The organism is Arthrobacter sp. UNC362MFTsu5.1, from assembly GCF_000685965.1.
Lineage (GTDB): Bacteria > Actinomycetota > Actinomycetes > Actinomycetales > Micrococcaceae > Arthrobacter.
Genome location: NZ_JMLE01000012.1, coordinates 40,077 through 59,641, shown reverse-complemented (window position 1 = coordinate 59,641; position 19,565 = coordinate 40,077). Strand labels below are relative to the sequence as shown.

Below are 19,565 nucleotides of genomic sequence, written 5' to 3'. Positions count from 1 at the left end.
CCTCACTCATCTACGGCTCGCCGGCTGGCACGCAGGTACAGGACCGCGAACACCAGCGAAATGATCACCAGGATGTTGCCCAGCGCTGCGCCCTCGCCGAACTTGAACTCCTGGAAGGAGAGCGCGTAGGACTGCGTTGCGATGGTCTGGGTCGAGTTTGCGGGGCCGCCGTTGGTCAGGCCCAGGATGATGTCCAGGACCTTGAGCGTGTACACGACGCCGAGCACCAGGACCACGCTCACCACCGGCCGGAGCATGGGCCAGGTGATGTGCCGGAACGCTTTCCAGCCCGTGGCGCCGTCCAGGGAGCCCGCCTCATACAGCTCGTCGGGGATCTCCTGCAGGCCGCCGTAAAGGATGGTCAGGTTGAACGGAATGCCGATCCAGATGTTGACCCCGACGACAGCGATCAGCGCAAGCGACGTGCTGGTCAGCCACGGCACCCCGGTGTCCACAATGCCGAAGTCGCCCAGGAACCGGTTCAGCGCACCGCTATCCTTGTCCAGGATCCAGCGCCACACGGCGCTGGAGACAATCAGCGGCAACAGCCAAGGGAGCAGGAGCAGGCTCCGGAGGATCCCGTTGAGCGGGAATTTCCGCTGGAAGAAGATGGCCAGTGCCAGCCCGATCACGAACTGGCCCAGGATGGACCCCACCGTGAACAGCGCGGTGTTGAGCAGGGAAGTGGAGAACAACGACGACGACAGGACCGTCACGTAGTTGGCCAGCCCCACCCACGGGGCCTCGCCGGTGAAGAACGTGGCGGTGGTGTAGTCCTGGAAGCTCATGACGACGTTCTTGACTACGGGGTAGCCGAAGAACAATGCCATGTAGACGACGGCGGGGACCAGGAACAGCCACTGGAAGAGGCGCTCCCGCCGCTGCCGGCTGCGGCGCCGCGGCGAGGGAACAGCGTCCCCCGCGCCGTCCCCGGAGCCGGCCCGGCCCGGGCCTGGCTTGGCCCCGGCCTTTCCCGGTCCAGGCTTCCCGTTCGGGGGAGTGGATTGCGGCAAATCTGTTGTCAGTGACATGCCCGCCTACTGTCCCTGCGCTTGCTTCAGGGCGTCCGACGGGGAAGCCTTGCCGGTGAGAGCGGTCTGGATGGCGGTGTAGATCTTGGTGGCCTGGGCGGGCCATTCCTCGCCGAGCTGGCCGGTGCGGGCGCGGGCCGTCTTCACCAGTTCGGTGAAGGTGGCAAGTTTGGGGTTCTCGTCGGCGAATTTGGCGGCAAGGGTGGTCTTGGACGGAATGGTGTTCCGGACCTTGGCCATGGCCAGCTGGTTTTCGTCGCTGTTCAGGCAGGCGACCACCTCTGCGGCTTTGGCCTGGCGGGCCTTGTTTCCTGTCTGTGGAACGGTCCAGACTTCGCCGCCGAGCGGGGCAACAGCGGTCTGGCCGGCTTCCCGGACCGGGATCTTCACCACGCCGTACTGCAGTGAGGCCTGCTTATCGAGTGAGGGGATCTGCCACGGACCGTTGACCATCATGGTGGCCTTGCCGGCCAGGAACTGGTCCTTGACGTCAGCCTGTGTCCAGTTAAGGGCCGAGGAGGATACCGAACCGTCCTTCACCAGGTCCGTCCAGAGCTGCAGGGCCTGTGCCGTTTCCTCGGTGTCGATGTTCTTCTCGTTGCCGCCGTTGGACCACATGACGGGGAGGAACTGCCACGTGCCTTCGTACGTGGGGTTGGCGTTGAACGCCAGGCCGTACTGGTCGCCGGAGGTCAGCTTCGTGGCCGCGGCTTTGAGTTCGTCCCACGTGCTGGGCGGGGTGACGCCGGACTTGGCCAGGATGTCCTTGTTGTAGAACAGGGCGATGGTGTTCACAGTCGGTGCCAGCCCATAGACCTTGTCCTTGTAGGTGCCGGCGCTGAGGACGCCGGGGGCGAAGTCGGCCGTGCTGATGTTGAAATCAGCCAGGGGAGCCAGGGCACCCGTGGCCGCAATCTGCTGCAGGTCCGGGTTATCCAGCATCAGGACGTCGGGCAGCGTCTTGGAGGAGGACTGCTGGAGGACCTTGGAGATCAGGGATTTGCCGGGCACCGTCTCGCGCTTGATGGTGACACCGGCCTTGGTGCCGCAAGCGGTGAGGGCATCGCCGATGAAGCTCTTGTCCGGCTCGTTGTTGTAGTAGTCCATCACCGAGATCTCCGAAACGGACTCCGTCGAGGAGGACGACGCGGCGGTGCCGCAGCCTGAGAGCAGGATGGGCAGGCCCACGAGGGCGGTCACGGCCACGGCCAGGGGACGGCTGTTCCTGAGTGCTGACTTCATTGTCTGTTCCTTGTGTTGTTGGGTTTGCGAATTGTCCGAAAAGCGAATCATCGATGCGTATCGACGATGGTGAAATAAAAAGGTGTTGGCAGGGAAAGGTCGTGCTAGGCGCCGTGGGGTGGACGGAGCGTGCTGGAACGGTGCGTGATGACCGTGGGTACCAACTCCAGGGATTCGTGTGGTCCCTGGGAATCGGCTTCGAGGAGCTGGCAGATGATTTTTACTGCTCGGCGGGAAACTTCCGCCGGGCGCAGGTCGATGGTGGAGAGCGGGATGGGCTGGAGGTCGGCAAGGGTGGGGGTGGCGCTGCCGATGACGGAGACGTTCACTCCCGGAGTGAGGCCTCGGGAAGCCAGCGCGCGGCGGAGGATGTCCTGGATGGTGCGGTCGGGGGCAATGAACGCCGGTACGCCCTCGGTTGCGGCCAGGGCCTTGTCCACGGAATCAGCAATCGTCGCCTGGTCCGGGCCGCCGGGCAGGTGCTGCACAGACACTCCCAAAGCGCTGGCGGCCGCGTCGGCACCGCCCATGAACCGGTCCACGTAGTTCACGTGGCGGTTCACCACGGCTGGCTGCCAGTCGATGATCGAGATGACGGAATGCCCCGCGGCGGCGAGGTCCCGGACGCAGTGTTCGCCGGCCATTTCGAAGTCCGCGTCGATGCAGACGAGTCCGGACGGATCGCGGGGGATGCCGATCAGCAGCACCGGGACGTTCAGGGTCCGGGCCACCGGGAGCCGTTCGTCCTCGTCCTCCACCTGCATGAGGATCAGGCCGTCGCAGATCTGCTGGCTCACCACGCGGCGGAGCCCGGCGGCGCCTTCGTCCTCCGTAACCAGAAGGATGTCGTGGTCGTACTGCCGGGCAGTGGAGGCAATCACGGAAACGAATTCCATGATCGAGGCCATCTCGAGTTCAGGAATGAAGGGGATGACCAGGCCGATGACGCGCGTCTTGCGGCTGGCGAGTGCCCGCGCCCCGGCGTTGGGCTGGTAGGTCAGCTGTTCAATTGCAGCCTCGACCTTCTTACGGGTTTTTTCCGAGATGGGCCGCTTGCCGCTCAGGACGTAGGAGACGGTGCTTTGGGCAACGCCGGCCGCCTCCGCGACGTCTTTGCTGGTTGGCATGGCTTTCCCGCCTCTCCTGTGCGATGTGGCCCCGAACTCCCGGCCGTCTGGGCTGCGGGCCATTCAGGGCCGCCGTCGATACGCATCGTCGATGCGTATCGAGGAAAAGTATGGCATGCATCACAGCCGTGTGCAATGGCTACTTTTGGCGTAAGGGGCCGGCTACAGCTCGAAGTGGGTCCTGGCCGGGCCCTGGCCGAGGGAATCGACAATCGCCGCGGCCACGCCGTGCAGTTTGACGTTGCGCGTACTTGAGGCCGCCTTCAGGAGCTCGAAGGCCTCCTCCTGGCTGCACCGGTTCTGGGCCATGATGATGCCGATGGCGACGTCGATCGCGGTGCGGGACTCCAGGGTTGCCTTCAGGTTGGCCGCCGTCTCACTGTAGTGGGCGAACCGCACCGCCAGCCGGAGGGCCAGGGACGTCTGGCTGACGAAGTCCTCGGCGAGTTCCAGGACCTTGCCTTCGAACCGGCCGGGCCGGTGGGAGTAGAGGTTCAGGGCCGCGCGGGTGTCGCCGTCGAGCCGGAATGGCACGGCGAGGATGGACCGGACGCCGTGCCCCAGCACTGTGTCGGAGTACTTGGGCCAGCGTTCATGTGCCCGGAGGTCCTTGATGTGCACGGTCACCTGGTCGCGGGACGCGGTCATGCACGGGCCGTCGCCAAAGTCGTACTGGATTTCGTCCATCGCCTGGGCTTCCGGGCTGCTGCTGGCCACTGTGGCGGCCTTCCGGTGCCGGAGCAGCGTAATCCCGCAGAGGACGGCGTCCCCCGGTTCGGAAAGGCTGCGCGCGGATACCCGGGCGAGTTCGTGAAGGAATTGCTCCACGTCCGAGCTGTTCAACACCATTTCGTGCAGATGCTGGCTGATGGACGTTGCGGTGTGTGCGGTCGACTCGCTGGCCACGATGTTCTTGCTGCCGTTTCGTTCAGGTCAAAACGACCCGGCGGCGCAGGTGCCGGCCGCGTCGGTCACAACGCAGATGGCAGGCAGAGGGCCGGATCGTAGAACTATCCAACGGCTCTCTGCTAAACCGTACCGGGAAATTATATACAGCTGTTGCCGGGCCGCGGACGCATGTGACAACGCGGCCGCGCCTGCCCCGCGCGGAGTGGCCGGAGGCTGCCAACGCCCCGGAATCCGGGCCGAAAGTCCCTCGCAGCGAGCCGCCACCTGCCGGATAGTTGGAGAAGAGCGGCCGCCGACGTCCCATCCCGCATGCCGGGGCGCAAACCCCTGGATTGCCCGGACCGGCACGGCGGCCTTTAGCCACGAGGCGAACGGCTGGCCATGAGCATTTTCGAGGACAGGGTTGAGGCGGGACGGCGGCTGGGGCAGCGCCTCGGATACCTTCGCGGGCAGGACATCGTGATCCTTGGGCTGCCCCGGGGCGGTGTTCCGGTGGCGTTCGAGGTGGCGACGGCGCTGGACGCGCCCCTGGACGTGATCGTGGTGCGGAAGCTGGGAGTGCCGTTCCAGCCCGAGCTGGCCATGGGAGCCATCGGTGAAGGCGGCGCGCGGGTGCTGGACAAGCACATCATCTCCCATGTGCGCGTGACCGAAGCCGAGCTTGCTGCCGTGGAGGAACGGGAGCGCGCCCTGCTCGAGTCGCGGGTGGCCCGGTTCAGGAAAGGGCGGACCCGCACCGACCTGGCGGGCCGCACCGCCGTGATTGTCGACGACGGAATCGCCACCGGGTCCACGGCCCGGGTTGCCTGCCGCATCGCCCGCCAGCTCGGCGCCGCCAAGGTGATTCTGGCGGTGCCGGTGGCCCCGGCTGACACCCTCGCGGACCTCACGGAACCGGATGAAATCGTCTGCCTGGCCACGCCCCGCCAGTTCACCGCCGTCGGCTATCACTACCGTGACTTTTCGCCCACCGGCGACGACGAAGTGGTGCTGTTGCTCGATGCGGCAGCAAAGCGTCTGCACAGTGCCCAGACCGTTGCCAACGGCACGGCCGTGGATGAGGACGTCCAGATCGACGCGGGAGAGGCGCAGCTCCAAGGGCACCTGTTCCTGCCGGCGGCGGGGGCCGCCGTCGTGGTGTTCGCGCACGGAAGCGGCAGCAGCAGGCACAGCCCCCGCAACCGTTTCGTGGCGTCCTTCCTCCAGCGCGCAGGCCTGGGAACCCTGCTGCTGGACCTGCTCACACCGGCCGAGGAACTCAACCGCGCCAACGTGTTCGACATCGGGCTGCTTGCCGGCCGGCTAACTGCCGCGACGGCATGGCTGGCCGGGCGGCCGGACACGGCCAGGAGCCGCATCGGGTACTTCGGTGCCAGCACGGGAGCCGGTGCTGCTTTGTGGGCTGCGGCGGAACCCGGCGCCCGGATTGATGCCGTGGTCTCGCGGGGCGGCCGTCCGGACCTTGCCGGCCAGCGGTTGTCCGCCGTCCGAGCCCCCACGCTCCTGATTGTGGGCGGGGCGGACCGTGAGGTGCTGGAACTCAACCGCTGGGCCCAGGCGCTGCTGCGCTGCCCCAGCCAGCTGTCCGTGGTTCCGGGGGCAACGCACCTTTTCGAGGAGCCCGGAACGTTGTCTGAGGCTGCGGCGCTGGCCAGGGACTGGTTCCTCCGCCACCTTCAGCCAGGCGACGATCAGGCCGGCGGCGTTCAGGCAGGCGGCGACGAGGCCGGGGACTGATCCGGGAGGGTGCCCAATATTTCCTGATAAAGGGAAACATGATCGGCCACCATCCGGCCCACGCTGAAGCGCAGCTCAGCGGCCCGGCGGCAGGCGGCCCGGTCCAGTCCGGGGGCCAGCGCCAGGGCCCCGGCCAGCTGATCGATGCCGGTCCGCAGGTACCCGGTGACGCCGTCGTCCACTATTTCCGGTGCCGCCCCGGAACCCGTGCCCACCACGGGGGTGCCGGCTGCCAGTGCTTCGATCATCACCAGCCCGAAGGGTTCGGGCCACTGGATCGGGTTGAGGAACGCCACGGCGCCGCCCATCAGCTGGTACTTTTCCGCCGCTGTGATTTCTCCGAGGAACTCGACTTCCGGGCCGAGGAGCGGGGCCACCTGGCTGTCGAAATACTCCTGTTCTTCCGGACCCTGGATGCGGGCGGACATCAGAAGCCTGACGCCCGCCTGCCGCGCAATCAGGATGGCTTCCCGCGGCCCCTTGTCCGGGCTCATCCGCCCCAGGAATGCCGCGTAGCCGCCGGCGCCGTCTCCCACCGGCACGGCATCAACGTCGATGCCGTGGTGGATCACCCGGGCGATCGGCACGCCGGCGGCATCCGCGGCCTGGCGATGCGAAATAGCCACCATCGCCACCTCCGGTCCCATCAGCCGGTAGAGGTCGCCCAGCTGCGAGCTGAACGGCCCGTGGTTGGTGGTGACCACCGGCAGCGTGGCCGGGCGGTAGCGGAAGAAGGGGCCGGCCACCGTGTGGTCGTGGACCAGGTCCACGTCCGCCAGGGCGGCATAGGCAAGGGCCACGTGGTAGAGCTCGGCACCCGCGGACCAGGTGGCGGCCGAGCCGGCGCTGGGCGGAGGCATGTCCGGCACCAGGGGGACCGGGCAGGTGCTTCCTGCCGGGGCGGCCAGCAGCACGTCGTGACCCGCAGCAACGAGGCCGCGGGCCAGCCCGTCCACCACCACTTCGGTGCCGCCGTAGCGGGGCGGGGGCACGTGCAGCCAGGGCGGAGCGATCAGTCCGATTCGCACGTTGGGTCATCTCCTCGTATCCCGGGGACGCCGCGTTAATCCGCCCGTTCAGACTGCCAGCCGCGGCAAGTGTTTCCCAGTGCCTTTAGTCCCGTTACGCTGTCCCTTGAGCCACTGTGTCCGTCTTGGTACTGTGTTGATATCAGTCTGGGGTTGATGCATTAGGAACTCGGTGAAGCAGTCCGCCGTTTGTGTCTCGCTGCCTTGGGGAGTCGCATGAGCCCGGACCTTCCGGTATTCGAGCAACGTTTATCACACGAGCCTGCCCGTGGCCGCCTGAGCGGCGATCCCGCTCCAAAAGTGCCAGCCCTCGAAATTTCAAACCCTGTCCGCCGTGAACCTTGCGTATGGTGGCCCTATGTGGCGTGAACCCATCCGGAGGCGCACGGAGGACCTGTTGCGCGACTTCGTGGCCCGCGCAGATGAACTCGTGCGTGCCCAGGACCAGATGCAGGGCCTGCTGGGCGCCGTGGTTTCGCTCACCGAAGACCTCAGCCTTGAAGCTGTCCTGGACCGGGTAGTGCAGTCCGCCTGCGAGCTGGTGGGGGCGCGCTATGGCGCGCTTGGCGTGATCGACGGCGACCATGAGCTGGGACACTTCATTACTGTGGGAATCGACGACGACGGCGTCCGGCTGATCGGCGACCTCCCCACCGGCCGCGGCGTGCTGGGACACTTGATCCGCCGGCCCGAGGCACTGCGGCTCGACGACCTCGGCGGGCACGAAATGGCCAGCGGGTTCCCGCCGAACCACCCCGACATGAAGACATTCCTGGGGGTTCCCGTCAGGGTCCGCGGTTCCGTCTTCGGAAACCTCTACCTGACCGAGAAGCTCGACGGCGGACCGTTCACCGAAGAGGACCAGGAACTCGCTTCGGCGCTGGCGTCTGCCGCCGGCGTCGCCATCGAGAATGCCCGGCTGTACGATGACACGCGCCGGCGGCAGCGCTGGCTTGAGGCCGGGCTGGAAGTCAGCGATCAGCTGAGTTCGGCCTTGTTCCCCGACGAAACCGACAACCTTGACCTGGTTGCCGAACGCGCACTGACCGTCTCGGACTCCATCCTGGCCGTGATTGCCTACCCCGATGCCGAAGGCATCCAGCGCTGCCAAACCATGGTGGGCGTCCAGTCCCTGTCGGCCCGCCAGGAGCTGCCGCCGTCGGACGTCATCGCCGACGTCCTGGAAACTGGAAGCTCCGCCCTGGTCAGGGACCCCAACGAGGTCTTCGGACCCGGCGCCGACGAGAAACTTGGTCCGCTGCTGGTGGCAACGCTCGGACGGCAGAGCAGCGAACGCGGCCTGCTGATCCTGGCGCGCCCCGCCGGCGGACCGCCGTACATCCAGTCCGACCTGCAGTCCAGCGCCGTTTTCGGGTCCCGGGTAGGGCTGGCACTCGGACTGGTCCGGGCCCGGCTGCGGCGGGAAGAGCAGCTGCTCTCCAAGGACCGGGACAGGATCGCACGGGACCTGCACGACCTGGTGATCCAGCGGCTCTTCGGAGCAGGGCTGAGCATGCAGAGCCTGCGCCGGTACGTGCCGGACCCTGTGGCCCAGGAGCGGATCTCTGCAGTGACGGCCGAACTGGACGGCACCATCCACGAGCTCAGGGACACCATCTACTCGATGCGGACCGGCCATGGCCCGAAGGAACCACTCACCGGCCTCATCATGCGGACCATCCACGAGGGGATCCGTAACTCGGACTTTTCACCCAAGGTCCAGCTGACGGGACCGGTGGACGAAGCAGTGCCCGACGCCGTCGTGGAGCAGCTGCTGGCGGTGCTGTCCGAGGGGCTGAGCAACGCGGTGCGGCACTCAGGTGCTGATGAAATCGACATTTCGCTCACCGCCCAGCCGGAGGGCGTGGAACTCAGGATTACGGACAACGGCTGCGGGTTTGAAAACCCGACCCGCATCAGCGGCATCGACAACATGAAGCACCGGGCCATGGCCCTGGGCGGCGAGTGCTCCATCGAAAGCAGCCCCGGCCACGGTACCCAACTGACGTGGACCGCCCCTTCCGTGTGTCCCCGGCAGCCCTGACCCCCGGCAGCCCTGACCCCGGCGCCCGGTGGGCGAACGGTGTCAGCCGCGCAACTCGAAGCCCAGTTTCGTGAGGATTCCCGCCACCTGGAGTGTCACCGTGGCCCGGGCAAAGCGCGTTTCCTCGCTGATCTCGCGGTTGGTCATGCCCTGGCTCATGAGGGTGAGGACCCTGAGTTCCTGTGAGCTCAACCGGCTGTGACGGCGGCTCACCTGCGTTTTGTAGAGGCCTTCCATGACTTTGCGTTCGACGCCGGGCTCCAGCAGCGATTCGCCCGTGGCTACCCGGCGGATGCCCTCCAGGAGTGCGGTCCCGGGCAGCTGCCGGAGCACATAGCCGGCCGCTCCGGCCAGCACCGCGCTGCTGAGCGCGTGGTCGTCGTCGTAACTGCTCAGGAGCAGGCACCGGAGTCCGGGGTTGTCGGAGAGGATTTCCCGGCACACTTCAATGCCGGTGCCGTCCGGGAGATGAGCTCCGATCACCACCAGGTCCGGGCTCAGGGCCGGGATGCGGAGGCTTGCCTCGGAGGCCGACCCGCTCTCGCCGACCACGTCGAAGTGCGCCTCTTCGAGCAGCTCGCGGAGCCCCGTCCGGACCAGCGCGTGGCTGTCCAGGATGTATACGCGCGTCCCCCCAACAACGTCGTTCCCGATTGCTGGGTCAGTGGCCACCGTGAGCATCACCCAGTCCTTGCTTCATCGGATCGGTTATAGCCCCGCCCGTGTGCCCGCGGCCGCTGCGGCGGTTGTGGAAGGCGTAATAGAGCAGGTAGGCGCCGGCCAGCAGCGGCACCACTGCTGTCAGGTACTCCAGGGTGCGGAAGGTGACGGTGGCTTGAATGGCAAAGGCAAGCCCCAGGGTGGCCAGCACGGCGGCCGGGATCAGGGGCCATTTCATCCGCTCCGGGGTGAGCGACACCGTGGCGAAGGTTGCGGCGAGCCCCAGGAACAGCACGGCGGCCACCGGCGTTCCGTCCAGCCCCGGCGGCAATGCCACCATCAAGGCGAGCGTGAGCATGACCCCGCACGGAATCAGGGCCCACCAGTTGGCTGGCTCCCGGAAGTACACCGCCGCGAAGCCGGCGGAGAGGAACAAGAAGAACAATGCGCCCGGCCAGTCGCCCGCTGAACCGGGCCACAGCTGAGTGGTGGTGACCACCGCGGCCAGCCCCAGGAGGGCAAACCCCGGGATGGCCGCCCACCAGTTGGCGCGGTTCCTGGAAAACACCGCCAGGAAAACGGCGCCGGAGGTGCCGAAGATCAGCGGCCACACCAGAAGGGCGGTGTCCAGGACACGCAGGGCGTCCAGCAGCAGCAGGACGCCGGAAAGCAGGAGGACTGCGCCTGCGATGATGCTCGCCGTTGCTGCTTTCATGACGACGCTCCCGGGACTTGGCACGCGGTGATTGCCGCGCTTATGCATTCAGGTTAGGGCTTGCACGAGAACCGGGATTAGGGCACAAAGTCACTGAACGCCCCGGAGTCCCGCGGTGGAGGCGCCCGTCTTCACCCGGACGTCGGACCCGGTTCCGGTTCGGCCACTTTGGTGTCCTGGCCCACCACCAGGACGGGGCAGTGCGCATGCGCGGCGCAGGCTCCGCTGACGGATCCCATGACCTGCGACAGGAAGCCGCCCTCCCCGCGCCGGCCCACCACCAGCAGCCGGGCATGGCGGCTTTCATCCACCAGTGTCTTTGCCGGCGGCCCGAACTTCACCGTGCGGGACAGCTGGGCCGGCGGAGATGCCCCGAAGGCCCTCCCGATGGCCTGGTCCACCAGGCGCTTCGCTGTTTCCTCGAGTTCCTCCATGCTGGGCACGCGCCCGGGCGGCATGTGGGAAGCGAGGTAGAAATCGGAGGTTCCGAGGCAGGTGATGATCTCAAGCGGGGCGTTGAGGCTGCCGGCCATGCGTCCGGCGAGCTGCAGCGCAGCTGTGGAGAATTCGGAGCCGTCCACGCCCACCACAATGCGTTCTTCAGTGTTCATGGGTTCCAGCGTGCGCCTGCCCGGGACCCCCTGCCTAGGGTCCAAAGTCACCGCGATCCGCCCATGACTTTTGGCTCTATTGACTTAACCGCTACATGAACGATCCTTAATATCAATCCGGTTCGGAGGTCAAAGATGCCGCTTTCTGAACATGAAAGGGACGTCCTCAGGCAGATGGAGCAGTCGCTTCACGAGGATGATCCGCAATTCGCCGCGCGCATGGAAGGCCAGTCCTGGTCATTGATGCGGCGGGTGGTCCTCGGTGCCCTGTGCGTGGTCTGCGGGTTCCTTGCGGTGATTGCGGGCGCTGTGGTGCAGCTCGTGTACCTGGGCGTCGCCGGTTTTGCCGTGATGGTTGCCGGCGGCTATTACGCATCCCTTGGTTTCAGTCCGAGCCGGCTTCCGTTCGGGCGCCCGAGCATGGGCCTGCCGGGCCAGTCGCAACACATCTGACGCTCCTTCACCGATGACATCACGCAGCCCGGTGCCCGCAGCCGCCCCGGATTCCGGCGGATCCCTGCCCGGACGCCGGCTTCTGCGCTGGGCCTGGATCGCCGTTGCCGCCATTCCTGCCGCGTTCGTGGCGGGCATGATCATTGGTGAAGGGCTGCTCTCCCTGCAGGGCTACGACGGCGGGGATTCGCTACCGCCGGGCGTCATTGTGAGCGCTGCGGGACCCGCCCTGGTGCTGATCCTGGCCCCGGAGCTGGCTGCGGCCGTCCTCGGGTTCAGGGCGCGTGGCCGCGGCGAGGCGTCAGGGATCATCCCGGCAGTCATTGGCATCGCTGCGGCCGCCTTCACCATCATCACCAACACCCTTCCCCTGTTGCTCCGGCTCGGCTGAAGCCCCCGGCGGGCGGGGGACGTTCTTTCCTAGGACTCAGAGGGCCAGCCAGAAGGGCTGCATCCGAGCGGCCGCGCCCCTAGGGTGGAATGACGACGGCGGCAGGCAGCTACGGACGACCGGCCGCCGACAACTACCCAGAGGAGTTCCTGATGAGAGTTGCTGTGACTGGCGGAAGCGGAAAGCTGGGCAGGAGCGTGGTGCGCCGGCTAACCGAGGACGGCCATGACGTCCTGAACCTGGACCGCACGGGGACCAGGGGCCGCGGCTTCACCGAGGTGGACCTGCGCAACTACGGGCAGGTTTTGGACGTCATCCTGGGCCTCGACGACCGCCACGGGGGCTTTGACGCGATCGTGCACCTCGGAGCCATCCCCGCGCCGGGCCATGCGCCGGATGCGGCCACCTTCGAGAACAACATGCTCGCCACCTACAACGTCTTCCAGGCGGCCCGGCGGGCCGGAATCAAGAAGGTGGTGTACGCCTCCAGCGAGACGGTGCTGGGACTGCCGTTCGACGTCGACCCTCCCTACATCCCGGTGGACGAGGAATATCCGGCCCGCCCGGAAAGCACCTACTCCCTGGTGAAGCACCTGGAGGAGCAGATGGCCATTCAGCTGACCCGCTGGGATCCAAACCTGAGCATCACGGGCCTGCGGTTCTCCAATGTGATGGACCCCGAGGACTACGAGGACTTCCCTTCCTTTGACGCCGATGCCACGTTGCGGAAGTGGAACCTCTGGGGCTACATCGACGGCCGCGACGGTGCGCAGGCGGTGGCCCGCGCACTGGAGAACGGCAAGCCCGGATTCGAAGCGTTCATTATCGCCAACGAGGACACGGTCATGAGCCGGTCCAGTGCCAGCCTCGCCGCCGAAGTCTTCCCCGGCGTCAAGGTGGTCAAGGAACTCGGCGAACACGAAACGATGCTGTCCATCGACAAAGCCAAGCGCCTGCTGGGATTCGCTCCGGAGCACACCTGGCGCAGCTACCACTCGAACCGCACCACGCCCACCGAGGACTGAGGAGAACCATGCAGTACCGCACATTAGGCAACAGCGGCGCCGTCGTTTCCAACTACGCGCTGGGAACCATGACCTTCGGCGCTGAAGCCACCGAGGAGACGTCTTTCGCCATCCTGGACGACTACTTCGCCGCAGGCGGCAACTTCATCGATACCGCTGACGTCTACAGCCAAGGGGTGTCCGAACAGATCATCGGCCGCTGGCTTGCCGCCCGCCCCGAGGTCAGGGACCGCGCTGTCCTGGCAACCAAGGGACGCTTCCCCATGGGCCAGGCCCCCAACGACCTCGGAACCTCCCGACGCCATCTCACCCGCGCCCTCGACGACTCGCTGCGCCGCCTCGGCGTCGAACAGATCGACCTGTACCAGATGCACGCGTGGGACCCCATTACGCCGCTGGAGGAGACGCTGCGCTTCCTGCATGACTCCGTCAGCAGCGGAAAGATCGCGTACTACGGCTTCTCCAACTTCCTGGGCTGGCAGCTGACCAAGGCTGTGCACGTCGCCAAGGCGCACGGCTGGAGCGCGCCGGTGACGCTGCAGCCGCAGTACAGCCTGCTGGTCCGGGAGATTGAGTCGGAGATTGTTCCGGCGTCGCTGGACGCGGGGATCGGCCTGCTCCCGTGGTCCCCGCTGGGCGGCGGCTGGCTCTCCGGGAAGTACAAGCGCGACGAGGCACCGGCGGGGGCCACCCGGCTGGGCGAGAATCCCAAACGCGGCATGGAAGCCTGGCAGGCGCGCAATGACGATCCGCGGACGTGGGAGGTCATCGGAACCGTGGAGAAGATCGCTGCGGACCACGGAGTGAGTCCCTCGCAGGTGGCGCTGGCATGGCTGGCGGACCGCCCCGCGGTGACGTCCGTGATCCTCGGGGCCCGCACCACGGAGCAGCTGGCGGACAACCTCGCCGCTGCGGAGCTTGAACTGACGGAGGAGGAGACCCGGCGGCTGACGGAGGCCAGCCAGCCCCGGGTTGGCGTGTACCCGTACGGTCCGATGGCACAGGAGCAGCGCAGCCGGAAGATCGAAGGCGGCCGCTAGCCGGCGACGGCGGGGCCCCGCCGCTTCGGGGCCCCGCGGGGGGATAGGATCTGTTTACTATTCGCTGGGGGAGGACGGTTAACGTGGCAGGATCGCGGCAGCGGAACGTGGCTATTTTCCTGGACATGGAGAATCTCTTCGGCGGGTACGGGAACGACGTCACATCCGTGCCGCTGGCCACGGTGGTCCGCGCCATTGAAAAGGTCGTGGGGGACACGGGCCTTGGCGGGCGAACGGCGCTGGCGCGGGCATATGCCAACTGGGGACGCCCGGACATGGCCGGGTACCGGAGCCAGCTGCTGGCCCACAACATCAAGCCCGTCCAGATTTTCTCGTTTGACCAGCCCAGCAAGAACGCCGCGGACATCGAGTTGGTGGTCGACGCCCTCGAAGTGGCCGCGGACATGCCATGGATTGAGCTCTTTGTGATCGTCAGCGGCGACGGTGACTTCGTCCCGCTCCTGCGCCGCCTGCATGCGCTGGGAAAGCGGTCACTGGTTGCGACAACCTCCCAGCCGAACGCCGGCGTCGTCAACAAGGTCCTGCAGTCGGTGGCCGACCATTTCCATGTCATCGACATCCCGGCGCCCGCCGTCGTGGTGCCGGTGCCGGCAGTGAAGAAGCCACCGGCGCCCGCCAAGCCGGCGAAAAAGAAAACCGCGCCGCACACCGAACTTGAGCTCTACAAAGCCAGTGTCCACGCTTTCCTCAAGGACGATCCCACCCTCTGGGTGAAGGGCCTGGTCAACGCTCCCCGCCTCGGCCAGCTTCTGCGGGACCGCTGGCCCAACGTCACCTACAAGACCTTCGGCTACAAGACGCTGACGGCATTTGCCGAGCAGGGGTGCGGACTCAAAGTGACCACCGCGCCCGTTGCCAAGGCGGCAAGCAAAGCCCTCAGCTGACGGGAACAACCTGGTAGCCGTCGAACTTGGACACCAGTTGCCGGCCGTGATTGCCGTCGAACCGCAGCCACATGACGGCGGAATCATCGGTGGCGTCCTCCACCTCGCCGGTGCGCACCATCCGGCCGTCGATCCGCAGTTCAACACGGCTGCCAATCAGCTGCTGCCAGTCGTCGGCTGTCTCGGGCTCGGGGAGGGAGGCAGTCATTCCAGGTCCTTCTCTGTGATCGCTAACAGTGATGGAATGCTATCCGCGCCGGCACTGTGAAGCAAATCACATTTCCAGTGCGGGCGGGCTCCGCGGGGGCAGCCGGAGGGCCGCCGGCAAGGCCCGAAGAAGCGGCGGAGGCCGACGGCGGCAGTTGCCTGCCGCCGTCGGCCTCTCTTTGTCAGGAGTTCCGGACGGTGCTTGCCTGCCGGGAGCTGGCGGCCACTGCGACCGGGCGGTCCGCGGCGGTCTCCGTGCTTTCTGCAGCGGCCGGAGGCGTGGTCTTCAGCTTGAACCGCGTGCCGAGGGTGCTTCCTCCTCCGCGGCCGCTGCGGTTCTTGTTGAAGATGTCGAAGCCGACAGCGAGGAGAAGGACCAGGCCCTTGATGAGCTGCTGGTAGTCGGTGCCGAGGCCCAGGATGGACATGCCGTTGTTGAGCACGCCCATGATCAGCCCGCCGATCATGGCGCCGGCCACGGTGCCAATGCCGCCCTGCACCGCGGCGCCGCCGATGAACGCCGCGGCGATGGAGTCCAGTTCGAACCCGGTGCCGCCGGCCGGCTGGGCCGAGTTCAGGCGGGCCGTAAACACGAGGCCCGCGAGGGCCGCCAGAACGCCCATGTTGACGAAGAGCCGGAAGGTGACGGCCTTGGTCTTGATGCCGGAGAGCTCCGCTGCATGCAGGTTCCCGCCGATGGCGTAGGTGTGCCGGCCGAAGATGCTGTTGTTCATCAGGGCGGAGTAGATGATCACCAGGGCCGCGAGCACGATCAGGACGATCGGTGTTCCCCGGTAGCTCGCCAGCAGGAAGGTAATGATGAGCATCAGCAGGGCAATGAACGCGGTCTTTACCGCGAACCAGGCCATGGGTTCGTTCTCTAGGTTGAACTTCCGGCGGACGCGGCGCTCCTTGATGGCCTGGAAGAGGATGGCCGCGGTGCCTCCGACCCCGAGGATGACGGTGAGCCATTCGAGGACGGAGGTGCCCCCGCTGATGTCCGGGAGGAAGCCGCCGCCGAGGGCGCGGAGTTCGTCCGGAAACGGGGTGATCTGCTGGTTCTTGAGGGTGATCAGCGTCAGGCCGCGGAAAATCAGCATGCCGGCGAGGGTGACAATGAAGGCCGGAATGCCGACGTAGGCGATCCAGTATCCCTGCCAGGCACCGACGAGTGCGCCGACCAGGAGGCAGGCGGGGATGGCGATCCACCATGCCCAGCCCCAGTGGACGATCATCACGCCGGATACGGCACCGATGAAGCCCGCGATGGAGCCTACGGACAGGTCGATGTGGCCGGCGATGATGACCATCACCATGCCGATGGCCAGGATCAGGATGTAGCTGTTCTGCACCACGAGGTTGGTGACGTTCTGTGGCTGAAGCAGGATGCCGTCGGTGAGGACCTGGAAGAGCAGGACGATCAGGATCAGGGCGACGAAGATGCCGACCTGGCGGAGGCGGCTTGCGAGGAAGCCGAGGGATTCTCGGAGGGCGGACATGGTCGCTATTCCTTCTCTTTGGTCATAAGGTGCATGAGGGTCTCCTGTGAAGCGTCGGCGATGGGCACTTCGCCGGTGATGTGGCCTGCTGACAGCGTGTAGATCCTGTCGCAGATGCCCAGCAGTTCGGGGAGTTCGGAGGAGATCACGATGACCGCCTTACCCTCTGCCGCGAGCTTGGTGATGATGGTGTAGATCTCGAACTTGGCCCCGACGTCGATGCCGCGGGTGGGTTCGTCCAGGATCAGCACGTCGGGGTCGGAGAACATCCACTTGCTCAGCACGACCTTCTGCTGGTTGCCGCCGGACAGCTTGCCGGTGATCGCAGCCACTGACGGTGCCTTGATGTTCATGCTTTGCCGGTAGCTGTTGGCGACGATGGTTTCCTGGTTCTTGTCCACCCAGCCGCGCTTGGCCAGTTTCCGCAGGGCTGCCATGGAGATGTTCCGCTTGATGTCTTCAATGAGGTTCAGGCCGTAGTGCTTGCGGTCCTCGGTTGCGTAGGCGATGCCGTGCTTGATGGCATCCGAGACGGTGGACGTGTTGATCTCCCGGCCATGCTTGTAGACCTTTCCTGACACGGCGGTGCCGTATGTCCGGCCGAAGACGCTCATGGCCAGTTCGGTCCGGCCGGCGCCCATGAGGCCGGCCAGTCCCACCACCTCGCCTTTTCGGACGTTGAGGCTCGCGTTGGTGACCACCATCCGGGAGTGGTCCTGGGGGTGCCGCACCGACCAGTCCTCGATCCGGAGGACTTCCTCGCCGATCTTCGGGTCGCGGTCCGGATAGAGGCTGTCCAGGTCCCGGCCCACCATGCCGCGGATAATCCGCTCCTGGGTAATTTGGCCCTCGTCCAGACGCAGGGTTTCGATGGTCTTGCCGTCGCGGATAATGGTGACCGCATCCGCCACCTTGCGGATCTCGTTGAGTTTGTGGCTGATGATGATGCTGGTGACGCCCTGGCCTTTCAGGTGGAGGATCAGGTCCAGCAGGTGGCCGGAGTCCTCGTCGTTCAGCGCGGCCGTTGGCTCGTCCAGGATGAGGAGTTTGACCTCTTTGGAGAGTGCCTTCGCGATTTCGACGAGCTGCTGCTTCCCGACGCTGATGTGCTGGACAGGCGTGACGGGATTTTCGCTGAGTCCCACGCGGGCCAGCAGCTTGGCGGCTTCGAGGTTTGTTTTGCGCCAGTCCACCCACCCGTTCTTCGTCAGTTCATTGCCGAGGAAGATGTTTTCGGCAATCGAAAGATAGGGGCTCAGGGCCAGCTCCTGGTGGATGATGACGATGCCGCGCTTCTCGCTGTCGCTGATGCTGTTGAACGTGCACGGTTCGTTTTCGAAGAGGATGTCTCCGTCGAATGAGCTGTGCGGGTAGACCCCTGACAGCACTTTCATGAGGGTGGATTTCCCGGCGCCGTTTTCGCCGCAGATGGCATGCACCTCGCCGCGCTTCACATCCAGCGTGACGTTCTGGAGTGCCTTGACGCCCGGAAAGGTCTTGGTGATTCCTCGCATTTGAAGAATGGGTGTGTTCATCGTCAATTCCCACTGACTGGTCGATCCTGGGCCTTCCTGCGGCTGCAGGGGCCTGCCGGAGGGGTGTGGCCGGACCGGTGACGGCCCGGCCACAACCCTCAACGCGGCTACTTGACGTCGGCGTCGGTGTAGTAGCCCGAGTCGATGAGCTCCTTCTTGTAGTTGTCCGCGGTGATGATCACGGACTCCAGCAGGTAGGACGGGACAACCTTGACCTTGTTGTTGTAGGTCTCCGTGTCGTTGACCTCAGGCTCCTTGCCCTTCAGGACGGCGTCGACCATCTTGACGGCCTGGGCGCCAAGCTGGCGGGTGTCCTTGAAGATGGTGGAATACTGCTCGCCGGCCACGATGGACTTCACTGAGCCCTTCTCGGCATCCTGGCCCGTGACGACAGGCAGGCTTCCCTTGGAGTAGCCGCCGGTGCTGGTCAGCGCGGAGATGATGCCGATGGACAGTCCGTCATAGGGGGACAGCACACCGTCCAGCTTGGTGCCGGAGCTGTAGGCGGCGGTGAGGATGTCCTCCATGCGCTTCTGGGCAACGGGCGCCTGCCAGCGGAGGATGGCGGCCTGTTCGAACTTGGTCTGGCCGCTGGGGACCTTGAGCGTGCCGGCATCCAGGAACGGCTTGAGGGTGTCCATGGCCCCGGTCCAGAAGAAGTTGGCGTTGTTGTCGTCGGGGCTGCCGCCGAACAGTTCGACATTGAACGGACCCTTGCCGTCCACCTTCTTGCCGCTGGCATCCACCAGGCCCAGTCCGGTCAGCAGCGAAGTGGCCTGCTGGACGCCCACGGTGTAGTTGTCGAACGTGGTGTAGAAGTCCACGTTGGGGGTGCCGTTGATGAGGCGGTCGTAGGCGATCACCTTGACGTTCTGCTCCTTGGCCTTGGCCAGGACGTCCGTGAGCGTGGTGCCGTCGATTGCGGCGATGATGAGCGATTTGGCGCCCTTGGTGAGCATGTTTTCGATCTGCGAAACCTGGGTGGGGATGTCGTCGTTGGCGAACTGCAGGTCCGTCTTGTATCCCAGTTCCTTCAGGGACTTCTCGACATTTCCGCCATCGGCGATCCAGCGCTCCGAGGTCTGCGTGGGCATGGAGATGCCCACAAGCGCCCCTGAATTATCCGAGCTGGCGCTCGGGGTGGCGGCGCCGCCCCGGCTGCCGCAGCCTGTGGCCCCCACCGTCACTGCGAGGACGACGGCGAACGCGCCCAGGAGTTTCTTGATTCTCACTATGTTCTCCTTCCGCGGACGGCTCGGTCCGCGAACTGGTGCTAAACCGGAAAGCATCTGCGCTTTGCGGCTGTGGGGCCGGCCGGGAGGATCCGGTCGACTGACGAGGCGGCCCGGAGCCCGCTCATCGGAAGTAAATCTCGCCGGACGGAGCGCAAGGCTCCGGCGCCGGCT

At 65.9% G+C, this 19,565-nt stretch carries 19 protein-coding genes; 7 read left to right on the top strand and 12 right to left on the bottom strand.

From position 1 onward, the window contains the following. Positions 1–2: 2 nt before the first annotated feature. The 4 genes from BS38_RS0112945 to BS38_RS0112930 form a co-directional block, all read right to left on the bottom strand. Positions 3–1,031, bottom strand: a complete 1,029-nt coding sequence (locus BS38_RS0112945) for a carbohydrate ABC transporter permease (RefSeq protein ID WP_028271192.1) — start codon at positions 1,029–1,031, stop codon at positions 3–5. A 6-nt stretch (positions 1,032–1,037) separates the two neighbouring features. Then, on the bottom strand, positions 1,038–2,273 hold the full coding sequence (locus BS38_RS0112940) for a sugar ABC transporter substrate-binding protein (RefSeq protein WP_028271191.1): 1,236 nt from the start codon (positions 2,271–2,273) through the stop codon (positions 1,038–1,040). Between the two features lie 104 nt (positions 2,274–2,377). Further along, on the bottom strand, positions 2,378–3,400 hold the full coding sequence (locus tag BS38_RS0112935) for a LacI family DNA-binding transcriptional regulator (protein WP_028271190.1): 1,023 nt from the start codon (positions 3,398–3,400) through the stop codon (positions 2,378–2,380). A gap of 162 nt (positions 3,401–3,562) precedes the next feature. Then, positions 3,563–4,306, bottom strand: a complete 744-nt coding sequence (locus BS38_RS0112930; protein ID WP_028271189.1) for a GAF and ANTAR domain-containing protein — start codon at positions 4,304–4,306, stop codon at positions 3,563–3,565. Between the two features lie 384 nt (positions 4,307–4,690). On the opposite strand from BS38_RS0112930, the gene BS38_RS0112925 reads away from it, so the two are divergent. After that, complete coding sequence (locus BS38_RS0112925; protein WP_028271188.1) at positions 4,691–6,046, top strand: phosphoribosyltransferase family protein; 1,356 nt, start codon at positions 4,691–4,693, stop codon at positions 6,044–6,046. On the opposite strand, the gene BS38_RS0112920 is transcribed toward BS38_RS0112925, so the two are convergent. Further along, positions 6,016–7,074, bottom strand: coding sequence for a glycosyltransferase family 4 protein (locus tag BS38_RS0112920; protein WP_028271187.1), 1,059 nt, complete (start codon positions 7,072–7,074; stop codon positions 6,016–6,018). The two genes, BS38_RS0112925 and BS38_RS0112920, sit on opposite strands and share 31 nt — an antisense overlap. A gap of 358 nt (positions 7,075–7,432) precedes the next feature. On the opposite strand from BS38_RS0112920, the gene BS38_RS0112915 reads away from it, so the two are divergent. Next, on the top strand, positions 7,433–9,118 hold the full coding sequence (locus tag BS38_RS0112915; protein WP_028271186.1) for a GAF domain-containing sensor histidine kinase: 1,686 nt from the start codon (positions 7,433–7,435) through the stop codon (positions 9,116–9,118). Positions 9,119–9,160: 42 nt separating this feature from the next. On the opposite strand, the gene BS38_RS0112910 is transcribed toward BS38_RS0112915, so the two are convergent. From BS38_RS0112910 to BS38_RS0112900, 3 genes are all read right to left on the bottom strand, one after another. After that, positions 9,161–9,799 (bottom strand): response regulator transcription factor, encoded by a 639-nt coding sequence (locus tag BS38_RS0112910; protein WP_028271185.1) that lies wholly within the window; start codon positions 9,797–9,799, stop codon positions 9,161–9,163. After that, positions 9,780–10,493 (bottom strand): hypothetical protein, encoded by a 714-nt coding sequence (locus BS38_RS0112905; protein ID WP_028271184.1) that lies wholly within the window; start codon positions 10,491–10,493, stop codon positions 9,780–9,782. Before BS38_RS0112905 ends, BS38_RS0112910 begins: the two co-directional genes overlap by 20 nt. Before the next feature lie 131 nt (positions 10,494–10,624). After that, a complete protein-coding gene (locus BS38_RS0112900; RefSeq protein ID WP_028271183.1) occupies positions 10,625–11,104 on the bottom strand; it encodes a universal stress protein in 480 nt (159 codons plus the stop codon). 135 nt (positions 11,105–11,239) lie between these two features. Here BS38_RS0112900 and BS38_RS25105 point away from each other — a divergent pair, with 135 nt between their 5' ends. The 5 genes from BS38_RS25105 (at position 11,240) to BS38_RS26455 (ending at position 14,918) form a co-directional block, all read left to right on the top strand. After that, on the top strand, positions 11,240–11,557 hold the full coding sequence (locus tag BS38_RS25105) for a DUF3040 domain-containing protein (RefSeq protein WP_051628889.1): 318 nt from the start codon (positions 11,240–11,242) through the stop codon (positions 11,555–11,557). A 13-nt stretch (positions 11,558–11,570) separates the two neighbouring features. Next, positions 11,571–11,948 carry a hypothetical protein gene (locus BS38_RS0112890; RefSeq protein ID WP_156037121.1) on the top strand — a complete coding sequence of 126 codons (378 nt, stop codon included), beginning with the start codon at positions 11,571–11,573 and terminating at the stop codon, positions 11,946–11,948. A gap of 152 nt (positions 11,949–12,100) precedes the next feature. Next, entirely contained in the window at positions 12,101–12,973 is an 873-nt protein-coding gene (locus BS38_RS0112885) for an NAD-dependent epimerase/dehydratase family protein (RefSeq protein WP_028271181.1), read from the top strand. Positions 12,974–12,981: 8 nt separating this feature from the next. Continuing rightward, positions 12,982–14,013: an aldo/keto reductase gene (locus tag BS38_RS0112880; protein ID WP_028271180.1), complete on the top strand. Its 1,032-nt coding sequence runs from the start codon at positions 12,982–12,984 to the stop codon at positions 14,011–14,013. An 83-nt stretch (positions 14,014–14,096) separates the two neighbouring features. Then, positions 14,097–14,918, top strand: coding sequence for an NYN domain-containing protein (locus tag BS38_RS26455; protein WP_051628888.1), 822 nt, complete (start codon positions 14,097–14,099; stop codon positions 14,916–14,918). On the opposite strand, the gene BS38_RS0112870 is transcribed toward BS38_RS26455, so the two are convergent. The 4 genes from BS38_RS0112870 to chvE all read right to left on the bottom strand — a co-directional run bounded on the left by BS38_RS0112870 (position 14,911) and on the right by chvE (position 19,391). Continuing rightward, positions 14,911–15,126 (bottom strand): hypothetical protein, encoded by a 216-nt coding sequence (locus BS38_RS0112870; protein ID WP_028271179.1) that lies wholly within the window; start codon positions 15,124–15,126, stop codon positions 14,911–14,913. The two genes, BS38_RS26455 and BS38_RS0112870, sit on opposite strands and share 8 nt — an antisense overlap. Positions 15,127–15,307: 181 nt before the next feature. Further along, positions 15,308–16,624: a multiple monosaccharide ABC transporter permease gene (mmsB, locus tag BS38_RS25095; RefSeq protein WP_051628887.1), complete on the bottom strand. Its 1,317-nt coding sequence runs from the start codon at positions 16,622–16,624 to the stop codon at positions 15,308–15,310. 5 nt (positions 16,625–16,629) lie between these two features. Next, positions 16,630–18,159, bottom strand: coding sequence for a multiple monosaccharide ABC transporter ATP-binding protein (gene mmsA, locus BS38_RS0112860; protein WP_028271178.1), 1,530 nt, complete (start codon positions 18,157–18,159; stop codon positions 16,630–16,632). A 107-nt stretch (positions 18,160–18,266) separates the two neighbouring features. Then, positions 18,267–19,391, bottom strand: coding sequence for a multiple monosaccharide ABC transporter substrate-binding protein (gene chvE, locus BS38_RS0112855; RefSeq protein WP_028271177.1), 1,125 nt, complete (start codon positions 19,389–19,391; stop codon positions 18,267–18,269). Between the last annotated feature and the right edge of the window lie 174 nt (positions 19,392–19,565).

Coding starts and splice junctions, on each gene's coding strand:
- BS38_RS0112940 (WP_028271191.1), bottom strand. CDS start 2,273: ATGAAGTCAGCACTCAGGAACAGCCGTCCCCTGGCCGTGGCCGTGACC.
- BS38_RS0112945 (WP_028271192.1), bottom strand. CDS start 1,031: ATGTCACTGACAACAGATTTGCCGCAATCCACTCCCCCGAACGGGAAG.
- BS38_RS0112880 (WP_028271180.1), top strand. CDS start 12,982: ATGCAGTACCGCACATTAGGCAACAGCGGCGCCGTCGTTTCCAACTAC.
- BS38_RS0112925 (WP_028271188.1), top strand. CDS start 4,691: ATGAGCATTTTCGAGGACAGGGTTGAGGCGGGACGGCGGCTGGGGCAG.
- BS38_RS0112910 (WP_028271185.1), bottom strand. CDS start 9,799: ATGCTCACGGTGGCCACTGACCCAGCAATCGGGAACGACGTTGTTGGG.
- BS38_RS0112900 (WP_028271183.1), bottom strand. CDS start 11,104: ATGAACACTGAAGAACGCATTGTGGTGGGCGTGGACGGCTCCGAATTC.
- BS38_RS0112915 (WP_028271186.1), top strand. CDS start 7,433: ATGTGGCGTGAACCCATCCGGAGGCGCACGGAGGACCTGTTGCGCGAC.
- BS38_RS0112935 (WP_028271190.1), bottom strand. CDS start 3,400: ATGCCAACCAGCAAAGACGTCGCGGAGGCGGCCGGCGTTGCCCAAAGC.
- BS38_RS0112890 (WP_156037121.1), top strand. CDS start 11,571: ATGACATCACGCAGCCCGGTGCCCGCAGCCGCCCCGGATTCCGGCGGA.
- BS38_RS25105 (WP_051628889.1), top strand. CDS start 11,240: ATGCCGCTTTCTGAACATGAAAGGGACGTCCTCAGGCAGATGGAGCAG.
- BS38_RS0112905 (WP_028271184.1), bottom strand. CDS start 10,493: ATGAAAGCAGCAACGGCGAGCATCATCGCAGGCGCAGTCCTCCTGCTT.
- mmsB (WP_051628887.1), bottom strand. CDS start 16,624: ATGTCCGCCCTCCGAGAATCCCTCGGCTTCCTCGCAAGCCGCCTCCGC.
- BS38_RS0112885 (WP_028271181.1), top strand. CDS start 12,101: ATGAGAGTTGCTGTGACTGGCGGAAGCGGAAAGCTGGGCAGGAGCGTG.
- BS38_RS0112870 (WP_028271179.1), bottom strand. CDS start 15,126: ATGACTGCCTCCCTCCCCGAGCCCGAGACAGCCGACGACTGGCAGCAG.
- mmsA (WP_028271178.1), bottom strand. CDS start 18,159: ATGAACACACCCATTCTTCAAATGCGAGGAATCACCAAGACCTTTCCG.